The following is a 16,835-nucleotide window of genomic DNA, read 5'->3' on the forward strand; positions in this document are numbered from 1 at the left end:
GTTTTTTTGCTAAAGTCAGCGGAAATTTCTCGCACAGCAAGGACTGAGTATGCTGATTTTGATTTCACCTGCTAAAACGCTCGATTACCAAAGCCCGCTGGCGACCACGCGCTTTACCCAGCCGGAACTGCTGGATCACGCCCAGCAATTAATTAAGACCGCCCGCAAGCTCTCTGCGCCGCAAATCAAAGCGCTGATGGGCATCAGCGATAAACTTGCCGATCTTAACGCAACCCGCTTTCACGACTGGCAGCCTGATTTCACCCCGGAAAATGCGCGCCAGGCGATTCTGGCATTCAAAGGCGATGTCTATACCGGTCTGCAGGCAGAAACCTTCAGCGAGGCGGATTTCGACTTTGCCCAACAGCATCTGCGCATGCTTTCCGGGTTATACGGAGTGCTGCGCCCGCTGGATCTGATGCAGCCGTATCGTCTGGAGATGGGTATCCGGCTGGAGAACGCCAGGGGTAAGGATCTGTACCAATTCTGGGGCGAGACCATTACCCACAAGCTCAACGACGCTATTGCCGCCCAGGGCGACGATATTGTTATCAATCTGGCCTCTGACGAATATTTCCGCTCGGTCAAAACCCAGAAACTGAAAGCCAGAGTAATCAAGCCGGTGTTCCTTGATGAGAAAAACGGCAAGTTTAAGGTCATCAGCTTCTACGCAAAAAAAGCACGCGGGTTAATGAGCCGCTACATCATTGAACAGCGTTTGACGAAACCGGAGCAGTTAGCCGGGTTTGATAGCGAAGGGTATTTCTTTGATGAAGAAGCGTCCGCGCATGACGAAATGGTGTTTAAGCGTCACGAGCAGTAAGCGTTATGTTTCCCCCGCCAGCTGGCAGGGGAAACAAAGGCATTACGCTTTGCTCATCATCAACTGACGCAGAGCGGAGAAATCCGCAGGCAACTGATGCGAAAGCAGTGGTAAGTCGGCGCGATCGGCCAGCTCTTTCGGCAGCGGCAAGGTTTCACCGAGGATCGCTTCGACGCTCTCTTTAAACTTCGCCGGATGCGCGGTGCCGAGGAACAGACCGTACTCGCCCGGTTGCAGTTGATCGCGCAGCGCACGGTAAGCAATGGCAGCATGCGGTTCAGAAATATAGCCCTTGCCTTTCAGCTCGCGGATCGTGGCTTTCGTAGTCTCGTCATCGACCGCTGCATAACCCAATTCGGTCAAGCGCCAGATCTTACGACGGAACAACTCTTCAACGCGCGGCCAGTTATTCGGCTGGCTCACATCCATCGCATTCGACAATGTCGCCTGCGTCGCTTTAGGTTGCCATTGCCCCTCTTTCAGGAAGCGCGGTACCGTGTCATTGGCATTGGTGGCGGCGATAAAACGCTTGATCGGCAGCCCCAGTGATTTCGCCAGCAAACCGGCGGTCAGATCACCGAAGTTACCGCTCGGCACGGAAACCACCAGTTGATTGCGTGCTTCCTGCGGTAGTTGTGCAACCGCTTCAAAGTAATAACAAATCTGCGCCAGCAGGCGACTGATGTTGATCGAGTTCGCCGAGTTCAAGCCCAGTGCCGTTTTCAGCTCTTCATCATCGAATGCCTGTTTTACCAGTGCCTGGCAGGCATCGAAATCCGCATCGATAGCGACGGTTTCGATATTGCCACCCAGCGTACAGAACAGTTTTTCCTGCAACGGGCTGATTTTACCCTGCGGATAGAGGATCACCACACGCACGTTCTTCATTCCGTAGAAGGCATGTGCCACCGCAGCGCCCGTATCGCCAGACGTCGCCGTCAGAATGGTCACCGGCTTGTCGCCGCTGATAGCACTCAACATCTGCGCCATAAAACGCCCGCCAAAATCTTTAAACGCCAGCGTTGGCCCATGGAAAAGCTCCAGGCAGCCAACGTCGCTCTCCACCGGTTTTACCGGCGCAGGGAAAGCAAACGCGGTACGCACGCGGGCTTTAATCTGCTCCTCAGGAATTTCATCGCCAATAAACGCCGCAAGGATTTTCGCACTGCGGGTGACGAAATCCTGTTCCAGCATCTCATCGACTTCGGTCAGGTTAAATTCCGGCAGATCGTGCGGGAAGAACAGCCCCTGATTTTTGCCCAGCCCCTGAGTGACGGCCTGCGCAAAGCTGACCTGTTCATTATGATCTTTTAAGTTGTAAAGTTTCATTGGTTATCCCACTACGCGAGCGCCCGCCGTGTCCAGCCGGCAAATATGAACGAAGCCTTCCTGATTTTGCAGATAGTGCTTGCCGAGCCAATCGGCAACACGCTGAGCGGTATCCGGTTTGTCGCACAAGGCAAACAGCGTTGGTCCGGAACCCGAGATCCCGCAGGCCAGCGCGCCAATATCCGCCACTGCTTTACGTGCTTCCCCAAACCCCGGCAGCAACTTCATGCGGTACGGTTCGGCAATCACATCTTTCATCAATTTTGCTGCCAGCGCTGGCTGACGGCTGTAGCAAGCATGGATAAAGCCCGCCAGGTGGCGACCGTGAGCAATGCAATCCTGACGGCGATATTGCGCTGGCAGAATCGCGCGCGCTTCCGCTGTCGAGACTTTAATGCCTGGATACGCCAAAACCCACAGCCACTCATCAAAGCCTGGCACCTGCTGGCTGATAATGCCGCTTTCCTCGATCATCAATTGCATGCCGCCGAGGTAGCAAGGCGCGACGTTATCGTAATGCACACTACCGGAAATACGCCCTTCCAGCTCGCCCATCAGCGCCAGCATGCGTGTTTCGTTCAGCGGCTTACCGCAAAACTCATTCATCGCGACCAGCGCCGCGACCACGGAACAGGCGCTGGAGCCGAGCCCGGAACCGATCGGCATGTTTTTTTCCAGCGTCATCGCGACGGAAACCTGCTTGCCAATCTCCTGACAAAACAGTTCCCAGCACTGATAAACGATATTTTCTTTCGGCTCAGTCGGTAATTTACTGGCGAAGCGGCCCACATTCTTCAGGCTGAAATGATCGGCCGCTTCCACACTGACATTATCGCCCAACAACGTACCATCCACGGGCGTAACCGCCGCGCCAAGCACATCAAAACCCACGCTCATATTGGCACTGGAGGCCGGAGCATACACCTTCACCATCTCAGACTCCTAACTTCCAGGACAGGGTGCGCAGCAGGTCGGCGAACACGCCCGCTGCCGTCACATCGTTACCCGCGCCATACCCGCGCAGCACCAGCGGTAACGGCTGGTAATAGTGGCTGTAGAACGCCAGCGCGTTCTCGCCGTTTTTCACTTTGAACAGCGGATCGTTGCCATCAACCTCCGCAATTTTCACCCGACAGGTGCCATCTTCTTCAATGTTGCCAACATAACGCAGCACTTTACCTTCATCGCGCGCTTTTGCGACTCTCGCGGCAAAATCATCATCCAGCTCAGGCAGACGCGCCATAAAACTCTCAACATCGCCTGAATCGTCAAAACTCGCCGGCAGCACCGGTTCGATGACGATATCCGACAACTCCAGTTCACGACCGGTTTCGCGCGCCAGAATCAGCAGCTTACGCGCTACATCCATACCGGAGAGATCATCTCGCGGATCCGGCTCGGTGTAGCCCATTTCGCGGGCAAGATTCGTTGCCGCCGACAGGCTCACGCCTTCATCCAGCTTACCGAAAATAAACGACAAGGAACCGGAAAGAATACCGGAGAAATGCTGCAACTCGTCCCCGGCGTTCAGCAGGTTTTGCAGGTTTTCAATCACCGGCAAGCCCGCGCCAACGTTAGTGTCGTACAGGAATTTACGCCGCGACTTTTCCGCCGCGCGACGCAACTGGTGGTAATAATCCAGCGATGAAGTGTTGGCTTTTTTGTTCGGCGTCACAACGTGGAAACCTTCTCGCAGGAAATCCGCATACTGGTCGGCCACCACCTGGCTGGAAGTACAATCAACGATTACCGGGTTCAGCAGATGATACTCTTTCACCAGACGAATCAGGCGGCCCAGGTTGAACGGCTCTTTGGCTTCTGCCATTTCCGCTTGCCAGTTATCCAGATTCAGGCCATGAACATTGGTCAGCAGCGCTTTCGAGTTCGCCACACCGCAAACACGCAGATCAATATGTTTGTTTTTCAGCCATGTTTGCTGGCGCTTAAGCTGTTCCAGCAACGCACCGCCGACACCGCCAACGCCAATCACAAACACCTCGATCACCTGGTCGGTGTTAAACAGCATCTGGTGCGTGACGCGCACCCCGGTGGTGGCATCGTCGTTGCTAACAACCACGGAGATCGAGCGTTCAGAAGAGCCTTGAGCAATCGCCACAATATTAATATTCGCGCGCGCCAGTGCCGCAAAGAACTTCGCCGAAATTCCGCGCAATGTGCGCATACCGTCACCGACGACAGAGATGATCGCCAGACGCTCCATCACCGCCAGCGGCTCCAGCAGGCCCTCTTTCAATTCGAGATAGAACTCTTCGCTCATCGCGCGCTGGGCACGGGCGCAATCGGATTGTGGCACACAGAAGCTGATGCTGTACTCCGAGGAGGATTGAGTGATCAACACGACGGAAATGCCGTTGCGCGACATCGCGGCGAAAACGCGTGCCGCCATGCCAACCATACCTTTCATCCCCGGTCCGGAGACGCTGAACATCGCCATGTTATTCAGATTCGAAATGCCTTTTACCGGCAGACCATCTTCATCAGAGGTCGCGCCAATCAGCGTACCCGGCGCTTGCGGGTTTCCGGTGTTTTTGATCAGGCAAGGAATTTGAAACTGAGCGATGGGGGTAATGGTGCGAGGGTGAAGAACTTTGGCGCCGAAGTAGGAAAGCTCCATGGCTTCCTGGTACGACATCGACTTCAGCAGCCTGGCGTCTGGCACCTGGCGCGGGTCGCAGGTATAAACGCCGTCGACATCGGTCCAGATCTCACAACAATCTGCGCGCAGACATGCCGCAAGCACGGCAGCAGAGTAGTCGGAGCCGTTACGCCCAAGCACCACCAGTTCGCCCTTCTCGTTTCCGGCGGTGAAACCGGCCATCAGCACCATATGATCCGCAGGAATGCGGCTGGCGGCGATACGGCGAGTAGATTCAGCGATATCGACCGTTGATTCCAGGTAATGACCGACAGCGAGCAATTTTTCGACCGGATCGATAACGCTGACTTTATGACCACGCGCTTCCAGTAACCCTGCCATGATGGCAATAGAGAGTTTCTCACCACGGCAAATTAACGCGGCGTTGATGCTGTCCGGACACTGGCCGAGCAGGCTGATACCATGCAAAACGTGTTTGATCTGCGCGAACTCTTGTTCGACAAAAGCTTTTAATTGCGCGAGAGGAAATCCGGGTTGTGCATCTGCCAGCCCTTGTAGCAGGTCGGCGAAAATACGCTCGGCGTCGCTAATGTTCGGAATAGCATCCTGGCCGCCAATCGTTTTTTCGATCATCGCCACCAGATGGTTAGTAATTTTCGCCGGGGCAGAAAGCACGGTGGCGACCTGCCCCTGCCTGGCATTACTTTCCAGAATATCGGCAACACGCAGAAAACGCTCCGCATTTGCCACTGATGTACCGCCGAACTTCAACACTCGCATGGTTTTACCCCTTAATCTCTGGTCGAAAAAAAAGCCCGCACTGTTCAGGTGCGGGCTTTTTTCTTTGTTTCCTGTACGCGTCAGCCCGCACCGTTACCTGTGGTAATGGTGATGGTTGTAATTGTGGTAATGGTGCTGATGCGTTTCATGGATGTTGTGTGCTCTGTAATCATTATCTGTCTGTGCTGTATGCCTATATTGGTTAAAGTATCTGCCTGCTCAAGTCAATTTATTTTTATTTTTCGCCTTTTTGCCGTTATTCCCGGCTGCGCTGGAGCAGGCGTCACTTTCAACCTATTAGAATCATTCCCACCATGTATCGTAGTGACTTTAACTATAAAAAAACGTTATGTCAGCAATTTACTCGGCGAGTTTTTTTTCGATATCGTGCAGCAAACGATGCAACATTGCGGTGTCGCGCTGTTCCAGCAGACCAAGACGCTGATCGAGCCAGTCGGCCATTTTAATATCATCCGCCACACCTAATTTTTCCAGTAATCCGCGAGTTCGCAAACGCAACGCCTGTAACTGATTGCCATCAACCGGGGCTGCCTCTTTCGGGGTATGTTGCATTAAAGATGCTAATTGATAGCAGAACACCATCACCGCCTGGCCGAGATTAAGTGAAGGATAATCCGCCACCATCGGAACACCCGTTAAAATATCTGCCAACGCCAGTTCTTCATTAGTAAGCCCGGAATCCTCACGACCAAACACCAGCGCAGCACTACTCAACCATGTGCTTTTCTCTTGTAACAAGGGAACCAGTTCCACAGGTGTCGCGTAGTAATGGAATTTTGCCCGGCTGCGCGCCGTGGTGGCGATGGTAAAGGGAATATCCGCCAGCGCATCGGCAAGAGTTGCATAAGTTTTAATATTATCAAGGATATCGCCAGAGCCGTGCGCCACGCGGCGCGCACCTTCTTGCAAATGCGCGTCGCTGTCGACGACACGCAAATCACTAAACCCCATGGTTTTCATGGCGCGGGCAGCGGCGCCGACATTTTCCGCTCTCGCGGGGGAGACAAGAACAACAGCCAATTGCATTTTACTTTCTCTTCTAACTGAGACCACGGGGAAATGTGACCTTTGTCATCATACTACGCGGTGCGAATTTACAATTATGTAACACAAATCACTGATTTAGCCCTTGTCTACGGTTAAAAAAAGCTAAACTATTTATCAGCGATATTACCTGCTAAGATGTTAACAGAAGGGACTTATCCCTATGTTTATTCATGGCATTTTAATACAGAATTTCCCACTTGTATTGGATTCGCCCTGTTTATCAATTAATATGCGCAACTAGTTGGTTTATTGAAAAATTGTAAGAAACGCTAGCATTTGGCTATCAAGATTTCTCCAAACTGTTAACGTGCTACAATTGAACTTGATATATGTCAACGAAGCGTAGTTTTATTGGGTGTCATTTACGTCTTAGCCTGTTATGTTGCTGTTAAAATGGTTAGGATGACAGCCGTTTTTGACACTGTCGGGTTCAGAGGGAAAGTGCCCACGACCAAGCTAATGATGTTGTTGACGTTGATGGAAAGTGCATCAAGAACGCAATTACGTACTTTAGTCATGTTACGCCGTCATGTTAATTTTCGACATGTACCAGGCTGGTCAGGGACTTTTGTACTTCCTGTTTCGATTTAGTTGGCAATTTAGGTAGCAAACATGCAGACCCCGCACATTCTTATTGTTGAAGACGAGTTGGTAACACGCAACACGTTAAAAAGCATTTTCGAAGCAGAAGGCTACGATGTCTTTGAAGCGACAGATGGCGCTGAAATGCATCAGATCCTTTCTGAAAATGATATCAATCTGGTGATAATGGATATCAATCTGCCGGGTAAAAACGGTCTTTTGCTGGCGCGTGAATTACGTGAGCAGGCGAATGTCGCGCTGATGTTTCTGACGGGTCGTGATAACGAAGTCGATAAGATTCTGGGCCTTGAAATTGGTGCTGACGACTATATCACCAAACCGTTTAACCCACGCGAGCTGACTATCCGCGCGCGCAACCTGCTGTCCCGCACCATGAATCTGGGCACGGTCAGTGAAGAACGCCGCAGCGTTGAAAGCTACAAATTCAACGGCTGGGAACTGGATATCAATAGCCGTTCACTGATTAGCCCGAACGGTGAGCAGTATAAGCTGCCGCGCAGCGAATTCCGCGCGATGCTGCACTTCTGCGAAAACCCGGGCAAAATCCAATCTCGTGCTGAGTTGCTGAAAAAAATGACCGGTCGTGAACTGAAGCCACACGATCGTACAGTCGACGTGACTATCCGTCGTATTCGTAAACATTTCGAATCGACGCCGGATACCCCGGAAATCATCGCCACTATTCACGGTGAAGGTTACCGTTTCTGCGGTGATTTGCAGGAATAAGCCAGAATAATGATGAAAAAGCGGCGCAAAGCGCCGCTTTTTTTATTTCCAAATGCGTAATTCTTCGTCACTCACTGGTTGCGATATTTTCTTCGCTGAACCAGAAAGCGCGTACCAGTCGAGCTTGCGCGTCAACACCATCACTGCGCTCAGGGCGATAAACAAAACACCGGTGCCGAGCAACAGCGCATTATCTTCTGAGTTCAACAGGCCCCACATCACCGCATCAAGCACTAATAGCGCACTACCAAACGACAAACCCGCACGCCAGCTTTTCAATACGCCCTGCAAATAGACTCCGTTTAGTAATGCGCCGAGCAAACTGGCAACACCCCAGGCAATGGTGAATCCGGTATGTTCAGAAAGCGCCAGTAACACCAGGTAGAACATCACCAGCGATAGCCCCACCAGCAAATATTGCATTGGGTGCATCTGCCGCGCAGTTATACTCTCAAAAACGAAAAACGCCAGATAAGTCAGTACGATCAGCAAAATCGCGTATTTTACAGCTCTGTCGGTCAACTGGTACTGATCGGCAGGTGTGGCGATGTTGACGCTGAAAGCAGGCAATTCCCAACTTTTGCTGGTAGACAGCGCCCCGGCAGCACGCATTTTGCTGTCCAGATTGTTGGCAAACCAGCTACTTTGCCAGTGAGCCTGAAAACCACTGGCGCTCACTGTGCGTTTTTCCGGCAGAAAATCGCCCATAAAACCCGGATGCGGCCAGTCGCCATTCAGTGTCATCTCGCTATTTCGCCCCAGCGGTACCACGGAAAAATCACCGGTTCCGCTCAGACTAAACGCCATAGATAGCTTCAGCGGTTGCTGCAAGTTCGCCATCGACAATGGCATATGCACGCCCTGCAGATCGCTTGCCAGCCCGGTTCCTGGCTCAACACTGAGTGTCTCCCCATTTAACCTGGTGGTACGCAACTGACCAATACCGCGCGAATCACTCAACGCTAAAACAAGAAATGGCTCGCCGAGAGAGACATTCTCATCGGCTTTGATATCCAGCCGCTTTGGGTCGAACTCCGCGTTGATCTCAATGTCGCTGTGCCAGATTTGCCCATCATAAATGCCGATCTTTCGGGTTTCGACCTGCTGTTTTCCGTTGACCATCAGCGATTCCGGTAACCAAAAACGGAGGTAACTCTGTTTACGCCGCACCTCTTTGGGAGCCTCGTTGTCGTTAGCTTTTTCCAGAGAAACCACCGTTTCGGTCACCGGGATGGCGATCAACGGCCCGATCAATTTTTGCCTGCCAGCGCTGCTCTGGCGCAGCGTATCCGTCACATCGTTACGATAATTCGCGCGTTCGCCAATTAAGCCGCTCAGCAGCGTCAGCGGGATAAGCAGGACACAAAGACAACCTGGCAGCGTTACCATTTTCCAGAACAGGGGGGATTTCAACATAGCCTTCTCCTTAGTGATGCGTGCAGAGTAGCGAGGCTATGTGTGAAGGGTTTGAAGTTATGTGAAGTGTGGGTGAAGTGTCAGCCGGGCTTCGCAACCCCCTTGCGGGCGGTTCAGGACTCGAATATCACCATGATGCAGCCGCGCGACTTCCTGAACAAACGCCAGCCCCAGCCCACTGCTTTTTTGCCCGTCGGCACGAGGTAGCGAGTAAAAGCGTTCAAAAACGCGCTGCAGAGCATAATCCGGGATACCAGAACCGCTGTCGCTGACCGTTAACACCAGCGCGTCAGCTTCCCGGCTGGCACGTAACTCCACCTCACCACCTGGCGGTGTAAAATCAATGGCGTTATCGAGTAAATTACCCAACGCCTGAGCCAGTAGTTCTCTATCCCCTGCAGCCAGCGCATCAGCAGCGTCAATATGCAGAGTTAACCCTTTCGCCGATAACACCACACTGCGCTGCTCCTGCAATTGGCGAAAAAGCATACTGACATCCACTGCCGTAAACGCAATTTCCAGCCGGTTTTCCAGCTTTGCCTGGTGTAACAACTTCTCCACCAAATTCTGCATGCGGCTATTTTGCGTAAGAATATTGTCGGTAAAACGTGTCACAACGTCTGGCGGCGGTCCTTCGCGCAGGATCTCTGCCGCGCCGCGAATGGCTGCAAGCGGGCTTTTCAGTTCATGCGTCAGGGCGTAAACATACTGTTCGATATAATTTTTACCTTCCAGTTTCACACGCATACTTTCCAGCGCCTGCGCCAGTTTACGCAGCTCGCTGCTGCCTAAATCAGGTAAAGGAACCGGGCGGTTTTCGGTAACGGAATCAGCGTAGCGCGCCAGCTTGCCAATCGAGCGATTTATCCACCAGACCATGACCGCACCAATGAGCAACGCAATACCCAGCAGCGCGCCACCGGCCCATAAGATGCGCCGCTCGCTGCGTTTAATCACCGGATCCATCGCGCTGTTTGGCTTACCCACGCTGATTACGCCGATAATGCGGCCTTGATCGGTCACCGGGGCGGCAACATACATCACCGTACTCTGCGGGTTACGGGCATCCGCCAGCGAGCTACGCGCGCCGTAATCCCCGCGCAGCGTAAGCCAGACATCATTCCAGCGAGAGTAATCCTGACCCAACGCCTTTCCAGACGAATCAAATACTACGCGCCCGGTACTGTCGGTCATGTAGACGTGATATTCATTGCGCACTTTATGGATCCCGCTGATATGCGCATTGATTGGCTGGTGATTTAACGTCGAGAACGCCTGCGCCAGTCGACCATCCTGTGCATGACCAGAACGCAAATCTTCGCGAGCCAGCTCCGCCAGCAGTGTCGCAGTATCAATAAGCGTACCTTCGGTGGCACGTCGTACACCGGGTTTGATCTCCTGAACAAAGATCGACAGCACGAACCACGCGGCAACTGCCACGATCAGGAAATACCCCAGCAACAGGCGCATGCCAATGCGCATCAGCGGATCCCCAGGCTGTAGCCCATACCACGATGCGTATTGATAGGAGTGAGTTCGGCATTGATGGCGCGTAGCTTGGCACGCAAGGTCTTGATATGAGTATCAACGGTGCGATCAAAACTCTCCTGGGCATCGCTCCAGACCTGATCCATCAATTGCTGGCGAGAAAAAACACGTCCAGGTGCCAACAGTAAGGTTTTCAACAAAAGAAATTCGTAGCGGGTCAACAGCAGTGTTTCGCCGCACCAGCGAATAATCGCGGCGTCCTCGTCCAGCTCAAACTGGCCGATTCGCCGCATTTCATTGTGAAGAGATGCTTTTTGTAACCTGCGCAGCACAGTGCGCACTCTGGCGCATACTTCGCGGGGTGAAAAGGGTTTGGCAATGTAATCATCCGCCCCCATTTCAAGCCCCAGCAGCTTGTCAACTTCATCGCTGCGCGCGGTAAGAAACAGCACCGGCAACGCGGGCGCGCGCGCCAATAGCCGACGACACAGTTCAAAACCGCTGATATCCGGCAGGCCGACGTCCAAAATCGCCAACTCAGGCAGTCGCTGCTGCGCCGCATCCAGCACCGGTAAACCTCGCTCAAACGCGGTGACGGCAAAACCGTCCTGTTGCAACATGTAAATCAACGTTTCAGCGATGCTGGTTTCATCCTCTACCAGCCAGATCAGCGGTTGCGGCGTAGACATTGGGCTTATTTACTCCATGGAATAATGGGCACCGCACTTAAGGCGTTTTTCGGCGATCCTTCGACCACTTTATCGGAATAAGCTAAATATGCCAGTGTGTTACGCTTCGCGTCATAGAAACGCACCACCTGCAATTTCTTAAAGACTAAGGACGTCCTTTTCTGGAAAACCACATCGCCCTGCGCCTTACCGTTTTTGATCTTATCGCTCAACTCAACCGGCCCAACCTGCTGGCAAGAGATAGCCGCATCAGACGTATCTTCTGCCAGCCCTAGCCCGCCTTTGATACCACCGGTTTTCGCCCGACTGATGTAACAGGTGACATTTTTCACATCAGGATCATCAAACGCTTCGACCACAATTTTGTGATCCGGACCAAACATTTTGAACACCGTATCCACGGAACCAATTTCTTCTGCATGTGCAGAGCCCAGCGCGGCCAACATTACTGCAGGAAGGATTAACTTTGTATATTTCATATTGTTACCATTTTTGAATATTACGTTGAGCAACTATTCAGCTTTCAAATGAGAAACTGTTTGCAGATCACTAATTTACAAAATTTATGATGAAAATCAGTCACAATGCGTATTTGTGCACAAAAAAAACACCGAATGCTAAACACCTAAAAACCCGTTATTATCCGTTGCCTGATATCAGGCGTTAATGCTGTTTTAAGGAAGAGGATATTGTATGGATCAGGCTGGGATCATTCGCGACTTACTTTCCTGGCTGGAAAGCCATCTGGATCAGCCGCTCGCTTTGGATAATGTGGCGGCAAAAGCGGGCTATTCCAAGTGGCACCTGCAAAGGATGTTCAAAGACGTGACCGGTAATGCCATCGGCGCTTATATTCGTGCGCGTCGTCTATCAAAATCCGCGGTTGCTCTGCGCCTTACTGCCCGCCCCATTCTGGATATTGCTCTACAATACCGCTTTGATTCGCAACAAACCTTCACCCGCGCTTTCAAAAAACAGTTTGCTGTTACTCCTGCGCTCTATCGCCGTTCACCAGACTGGAGCGCGTTTGGCATTCGCCCGCCGATGCGTCTTGGCGAATTTACCATGCCAAAACATGACTTTGTCACCCTGCCGCCAATGCAACTTATTGGCACCACCCAGAGCTACACCTGCGCGCTGGAGGAGATCTCCGATTTCCGTAATCAAATGCGCATTCAGTTCTGGCGGGAATTTTTGAGCAATTCACCGAAGATTCCACCGGAAATGTATGGCCTGCATGAGCCGCGCCCAAGCCTGGAAAAAGATGACGAACAGGAAGTGTTTTACACCACAGCGCTAACGCCGGAGATGGCGAACGGCTATCTGAGCAACGCGCAGCCGGTGTTGCTGGAAGGCGGCGACTACATCTCCTTCGCCTATGAAGGTTCACCACACGGTTTTCAGGATTTCATCCTGACCGTTTACGGAACGTGCATGCCGATGCTTAACCTCACGCGCCGTAAGGGTCAGGATATTGAGCATTTTTACCCGCAGCATGAAGAGCCACGCGAAGACGGTGAACCGCCATCACACATCCGCTGCGAGTATCTGGTGCCTATTCGCCGTTAACGCTGCAACTCATCCAGCGCTGGAGCGTCCAGATGCGAGACGTCTCCTGCGGTTTCCACCACCCAGCCAGAAGCCAGCCACGGGCTCTGTTGATAATCAATGCGGGAAATAGAGCAGTTGCGCAGGCGCAGGCGGCGTTCAGCATAAGCTGGTAGCCCAAGGATTGTGCTGACCAGGCAGCCCAGCGCCATACCGTGGCTAACCAGCAACGGTCGGCTTCCTTCGGGAAGATCCAGGCAGGTTGCCAGCGCCGCATGCATACGATCGCTTAGCTCCTGCATCGATTCGCCATCAGGAATGCGGCCATCGGCCGTGCCATTCACCAGTTGGCGACGCCAGCTCTCTTCTTCTTCAGTCAGGGAATCGATATGACGGCGTTCCAGCACGCCCATGTCCAGCTCGCGCAAACGCGGCTCAAAGGTGATATCGCAACCACAGACTTCAGCGATAATCTCAGCCGTCCGACGGGTACGACCCAGGTCGCTGGCAATAACGTGGGTAATGCCCAGCGCTTTTGCGCGCTCAGCCACCTGCCACGCCTGCTTCTCCCCTTTTTCGGTTAACGGACTGTCTGACTGGCCTTGAATACGACGCTCGGCGTTCCACTGCGTTTCACCGTGGCGAACAAGGTATACCTGTAACATGCTTTTTTATCCATTATACTGCGATGAATTTATTATCTGAGGAAGGTCTCTGTCCGGGGTAAAGAACGCGTCTCATTCCGAACATACCGTTATTAATTATGCACCATGTTGTCTCAGCTACCACAAATCCCGCGAAAATTCGGGCGATTCTGCACGCTTTTAACGAGATCTTCGGCGAAGGATCCTGCCATATAGACGCCGTTTCCGTCGATAGCGGCGTACCAGAACAGCCGTTTGGCAGTGAAGAAACGCGTACTGGCGCACGAAATCGCGTGGCCAATGCCCGCCATGCACGCCCCGAAGCGGATTTTTGGGTGGCTATCGAAGCCGGGATCGACGAAGGCAGTACCTTCAGTTGGGTGGTGATAGAAAGCAATCATCAGCAAGGTGAAGCCCGCTCGGCAACGCTGCCGCTACCGGAGATCATTTTGCAGAAAGTGCGCGCCGGTGAAGCGCTCGGGCCAGTAATGTCGCGGTATAGCGGAATTGATGAGATCGGTCGCAAAGAGGGAGCCATCGGCGTTTTCACCGCAGGTAAACTCACGCGCGAAAGCGTTTACCACCAGGCGGTGATCCTGGCGCTCAGCCCCTTTCACAACGCAATTTACCGCTGAGTATTCAGCAGCGTCTGCTCCAGCCATAAACGTAAATCAGCAGGCGCAGCTTTCAGGCTGTTTGATCCACGAGTAATGGTCGCGATACCTGCCCCCAGCTCGCTTTTCAGTTCACGCTGGCTCATCTCGCCGCGCAGCAGTTCTTCAATGATCCGCACTCTTGTGCCCAACGACTCGCGCTCATCTGGCGTAAGCATCAGATTAAGCAACGGTATGTGCAGATCCTTTTCATAAGATTGCCGAACCAGATCAACGAAGCGTTGCCACTCCTGATCGCGCTGTTCGGCCATCGCTGCGGAATAGGGTGATTGCTGAGTCATAATTTGCCGCCATGTTAAAGGTTTACTGATGTGTACTCTTTAGCGAGTACACATCATAGCATAAACCACAGAAATCAATAACGGCGCTGCCATTCAGCATCATTAAACACTACAGGCTTATCTCCGTTCAGGAAATAGCGGTAATAAGCATCATAAGCCAGCACGTTTTTTACATAGCTGCGCGTTTCCGAGAACGGAATGCTCTCAATAAACGCCACCGCATCCAGTTTGCCGCCGCTGTTGTTCAGCCAGTTGCGCACCCTTCCCGGCCCGGCGTTATAAGCCGCCGACGAGAAAATACGATTATTGCCAAACTGCTGATAAACATACTGCAGGTAGCTGGTACCGATGTTGATATTCGTTTCCGGATCAAAGAGTTGACCAGAATTGCTATAGCCGGGAATGTTAAACATCTTCACCGTGTGGGTAGCGGTACCCGGCATAATCTGCATTAAACCTGCCGCACCAACCGGGGAGCGCGCCGTCGGGTTCCAGGCGCTCTCCTGGCGAGATATCGCCATCGCATAGCTTTGTGAAATCCCTTTTCCGCTAGTGTAGCGGGCATAAAGATCGCTATACGCCAGCGGGAAACGCTCTTCAAGTTGATCCCACAACTTGCCGGCAATCGTGGCCTGCACACTCAGATCCCACCAGTGCTGATTAAAAGCATAACGCGCCAGTTGCGCCTGCTCTTGCTGGGTGCGGCTAGTCACCAGATTCGCCCACTCGCTGCGCGCGGTGTTATCCAGCCCCCAGTACATCAGTTCACGAACGCGCGCCATTTCTGCGCCCTGCGTTAACGTTGGGGAGACATTTCCCTGCGCTTTGTCTATCTGCATCGAGTACTCTTCACCCAACCGCTGGGCGGCGGCCATCGGGTAAAAACCACGCTGCTTCATCAGCGCGTGGAGGATCTCTTTGGCTTCATCCTCGCGTCCGCGCTCCAGCAACAAATCCGCCTGCCAGTAGCGCCACTCGTCTTTCTCTTTTGCGTCCATCGGCAAACGCGAAAGCCAGGTATTCAGCCCACGACGATCGCCGTTGCCAATCGCCATACGCACCCGGCGCTCCAGCAAAGAGACTGATTGCGAGCGCATGATCGCATCATCACGCCAGCGCGCCTGATCGCTGGTGACGTCATTGCCCATCAACCGCCATGCGACAATATCGCGCAGCGTCTGGGTTTGTTCCTCATTCAACTGCTGCGCCTGCACCAGCGACGGGATCATCAGACGGGCGTTTTCCACATCCTGGCGCGCAACGCTTTCAAACGCTTCCGCCGCCATCTGACGGGTAAAATCCGTTGCGCCGGTGGTGGTAGCAAAGGACATTACGCTCAATGGATTATTGGCAAGATTGATGATAGCCGCCGAAATGGTTTGATAATCAGGCGGCATCTGCCCGGCCAGCAGCGTGACCAGCCTGGTATTTCCCGCTTTCATCGCCAGGCGAATACGCTCCAGAAACGCCAGCGGATCCTGTTTCCCGGAAGCGCGCCATGCACCAAACAGCTGATCGCATGCATTGGGCTGGCTTTTGCCGCTTAACCACAGCTCTTTCGCCCCTGCCCAGGCTTCGTCTGCCTGGCCGGTATTCCACTTCGCGAAGTAGTAGTTACATTGCGCTTCGGTAGCAGCGGGTTTCTCCGGGCTGAATGCCAGCAACCCACGCCAGTCTTGCCGCCGGGCCAGCTCATTAACAAAGCGAGATTTCAGCGTGCGCGCCGCCGGTAGCGTCGGGTTGGCCTGCACAAAGTTGGTCACCGTAATCGCGGGTTGATTCATCAGATCGTCGGTAATCTGACGATATTGCAGATACGGGTAAAGCGGATACGTTTGTAGCGTGGGCAGCAGTTGCTGCACCACGTCCATCTGTTTGTTATCCCACGCGGTTTTTATCTGCGCGTAACGGTTACGTTGTTCATCCAGTGAATCTGCTCGCGCCACATTGCTGAGGGACAGCAAACAAACGCAGGCCGCCGCGAATCGCCAAGCGGCATGTTTAGCTCTCTGCACAGCTCTTTCCTCTTATCTGTCACGTTTTTGCAGCGTCATGCCGCGTAATGCGTTAATGCTAACCGGGCTACTCGTAACGCGCCACGTTGCGCACACTTTTTTACCTTTCTGGCATGATTTAACACACCCGTCGC

17 protein-coding genes and 1 other annotated feature are annotated in these 16,835 nt (G+C 53.0%); of the genes, 4 read left to right on the top strand and 13 right to left on the bottom strand.

The annotated features are described in order from the left end of the window. Positions 1–49: 49 nt before the first annotated feature. Positions 50–823, top strand: a complete 774-nt coding sequence (gene yaaA / locus C813_RS42415; RefSeq protein WP_017457865.1) for a peroxide stress protein YaaA — start codon at positions 50–52, stop codon at positions 821–823. 42 nt (positions 824–865) lie between these two features. Here the strand turns inward: yaaA and thrC are convergent, their stop codons facing one another. The 6 genes from thrC to yjjY form a co-directional block, all read right to left on the bottom strand. Beyond that, entirely contained in the window at positions 866–2,152 is a 1,287-nt protein-coding gene (gene thrC, locus C813_RS42420) for a threonine synthase (RefSeq protein WP_017457864.1), read from the bottom strand. A 3-nt stretch (positions 2,153–2,155) separates the two neighbouring features. Next, on the bottom strand, positions 2,156–3,085 hold the full coding sequence (gene thrB, locus C813_RS42425) for a homoserine kinase (protein ID WP_017457863.1): 930 nt from the start codon (positions 3,083–3,085) through the stop codon (positions 2,156–2,158). Between the two features lies 1 nt (position 3,086). Further along, positions 3,087–5,549, bottom strand: coding sequence for a bifunctional aspartate kinase/homoserine dehydrogenase I (thrA, locus tag C813_RS42430; protein ID WP_017457862.1), 2,463 nt, complete (start codon positions 5,547–5,549; stop codon positions 3,087–3,089). 24 nt (positions 5,550–5,573) lie between these two features. Further along, positions 5,574–5,691: a sequence feature (Thr leader region), on the bottom strand. Continuing rightward, positions 5,630–5,698 carry a thr operon leader peptide gene (gene thrL, locus C813_RS46590; RefSeq protein ID WP_110093700.1) on the bottom strand — a complete coding sequence of 23 codons (69 nt, stop codon included), beginning with the start codon at positions 5,696–5,698 and terminating at the stop codon, positions 5,630–5,632. It overlaps the preceding feature by 62 nt. 211 nt (positions 5,699–5,909) lie before the next feature. Further along, the gene (locus C813_RS42435) at positions 5,910–6,596 is read right to left on the bottom strand and encodes a tRNA/rRNA methyltransferase (RefSeq protein WP_017457861.1); all 687 of its coding nucleotides are present in this window, start codon (positions 6,594–6,596) and stop codon (positions 5,910–5,912) included. Between the two features lie 398 nt (positions 6,597–6,994). Continuing rightward, entirely contained in the window at positions 6,995–7,135 is a 141-nt protein-coding gene (yjjY, locus tag C813_RS47025; protein WP_086870418.1) for a YjjY family protein, read from the bottom strand. A gap of 94 nt (positions 7,136–7,229) precedes the next feature. On the opposite strand from yjjY, the gene arcA reads away from it, so the two are divergent. Beyond that, positions 7,230–7,946: a two-component system response regulator ArcA gene (arcA, locus tag C813_RS42440; protein ID WP_013367683.1), complete on the top strand. Its 717-nt coding sequence runs from the start codon at positions 7,230–7,232 to the stop codon at positions 7,944–7,946. Positions 7,947–7,988: 42 nt separating this feature from the next. On the opposite strand, the gene creD is transcribed toward arcA, so the two are convergent. Genes creD through creA form a run of 4 tightly spaced genes read right to left on the bottom strand, consistent with a single transcriptional unit; the run spans position 7,989 to position 12,018 of the window. Then, positions 7,989–9,362, bottom strand: coding sequence for a cell envelope integrity protein CreD (creD, locus tag C813_RS42445; RefSeq protein ID WP_017457860.1), 1,374 nt, complete (start codon positions 9,360–9,362; stop codon positions 7,989–7,991). A 57-nt stretch (positions 9,363–9,419) separates the two neighbouring features. Further along, positions 9,420–10,844, bottom strand: coding sequence for a two-component system sensor histidine kinase CreC (gene creC, locus C813_RS42450; protein ID WP_017457859.1), 1,425 nt, complete (start codon positions 10,842–10,844; stop codon positions 9,420–9,422). Next, the gene (gene creB, locus C813_RS42455; RefSeq protein WP_017457858.1) at positions 10,844–11,539 is read right to left on the bottom strand and encodes a two-component system response regulator CreB; all 696 of its coding nucleotides are present in this window, start codon (positions 11,537–11,539) and stop codon (positions 10,844–10,846) included. Before creB ends, creC begins: the two co-directional genes overlap by 1 nt. Before the next feature lie 5 nt (positions 11,540–11,544). Further along, on the bottom strand, positions 11,545–12,018 hold the full coding sequence (creA, locus tag C813_RS42460; protein ID WP_017457857.1) for a protein CreA: 474 nt from the start codon (positions 12,016–12,018) through the stop codon (positions 11,545–11,547). Between the two features lie 214 nt (positions 12,019–12,232). Between creA and robA the strand changes: the two genes are divergently transcribed. Next, positions 12,233–13,108, top strand: a complete 876-nt coding sequence (robA, locus tag C813_RS42465; protein ID WP_017457856.1) for an MDR efflux pump AcrAB transcriptional activator RobA — start codon at positions 12,233–12,235, stop codon at positions 13,106–13,108. Here the strand turns inward: robA and gpmB are convergent. Further along, positions 13,105–13,752: a 2,3-diphosphoglycerate-dependent phosphoglycerate mutase GpmB gene (gene gpmB / locus C813_RS42470; RefSeq protein WP_017457855.1), complete on the bottom strand. Its 648-nt coding sequence runs from the start codon at positions 13,750–13,752 to the stop codon at positions 13,105–13,107. The genes robA and gpmB overlap by 4 nt on opposite strands. Positions 13,753–13,850: 98 nt before the next feature. Here gpmB and yjjX point away from each other — a divergent pair, with 98 nt between their 5' ends. After that, positions 13,851–14,366, top strand: a complete 516-nt coding sequence (gene yjjX, locus C813_RS42475) for an inosine/xanthosine triphosphatase (protein ID WP_017457854.1) — start codon at positions 13,851–13,853, stop codon at positions 14,364–14,366. On the opposite strand, the gene trpR is transcribed toward yjjX, so the two are convergent. Then, on the bottom strand, positions 14,357–14,686 hold the full coding sequence (gene trpR / locus C813_RS42480) for a trp operon repressor (RefSeq protein ID WP_017457853.1): 330 nt from the start codon (positions 14,684–14,686) through the stop codon (positions 14,357–14,359). The genes yjjX and trpR overlap by 10 nt on opposite strands. 74 nt (positions 14,687–14,760) lie before the next feature. Further along, complete coding sequence (sltY, locus tag C813_RS42485; protein WP_017457852.1) at positions 14,761–16,701, bottom strand: murein transglycosylase; 1,941 nt, start codon at positions 16,699–16,701, stop codon at positions 14,761–14,763. Positions 16,702–16,835 lie beyond the last annotated feature (134 nt).

The sequence above is a fragment of the Kosakonia sacchari SP1 genome (assembly GCF_000300455.3).
GTDB lineage: Bacteria > Pseudomonadota > Gammaproteobacteria > Enterobacterales > Enterobacteriaceae > Kosakonia > Kosakonia sacchari.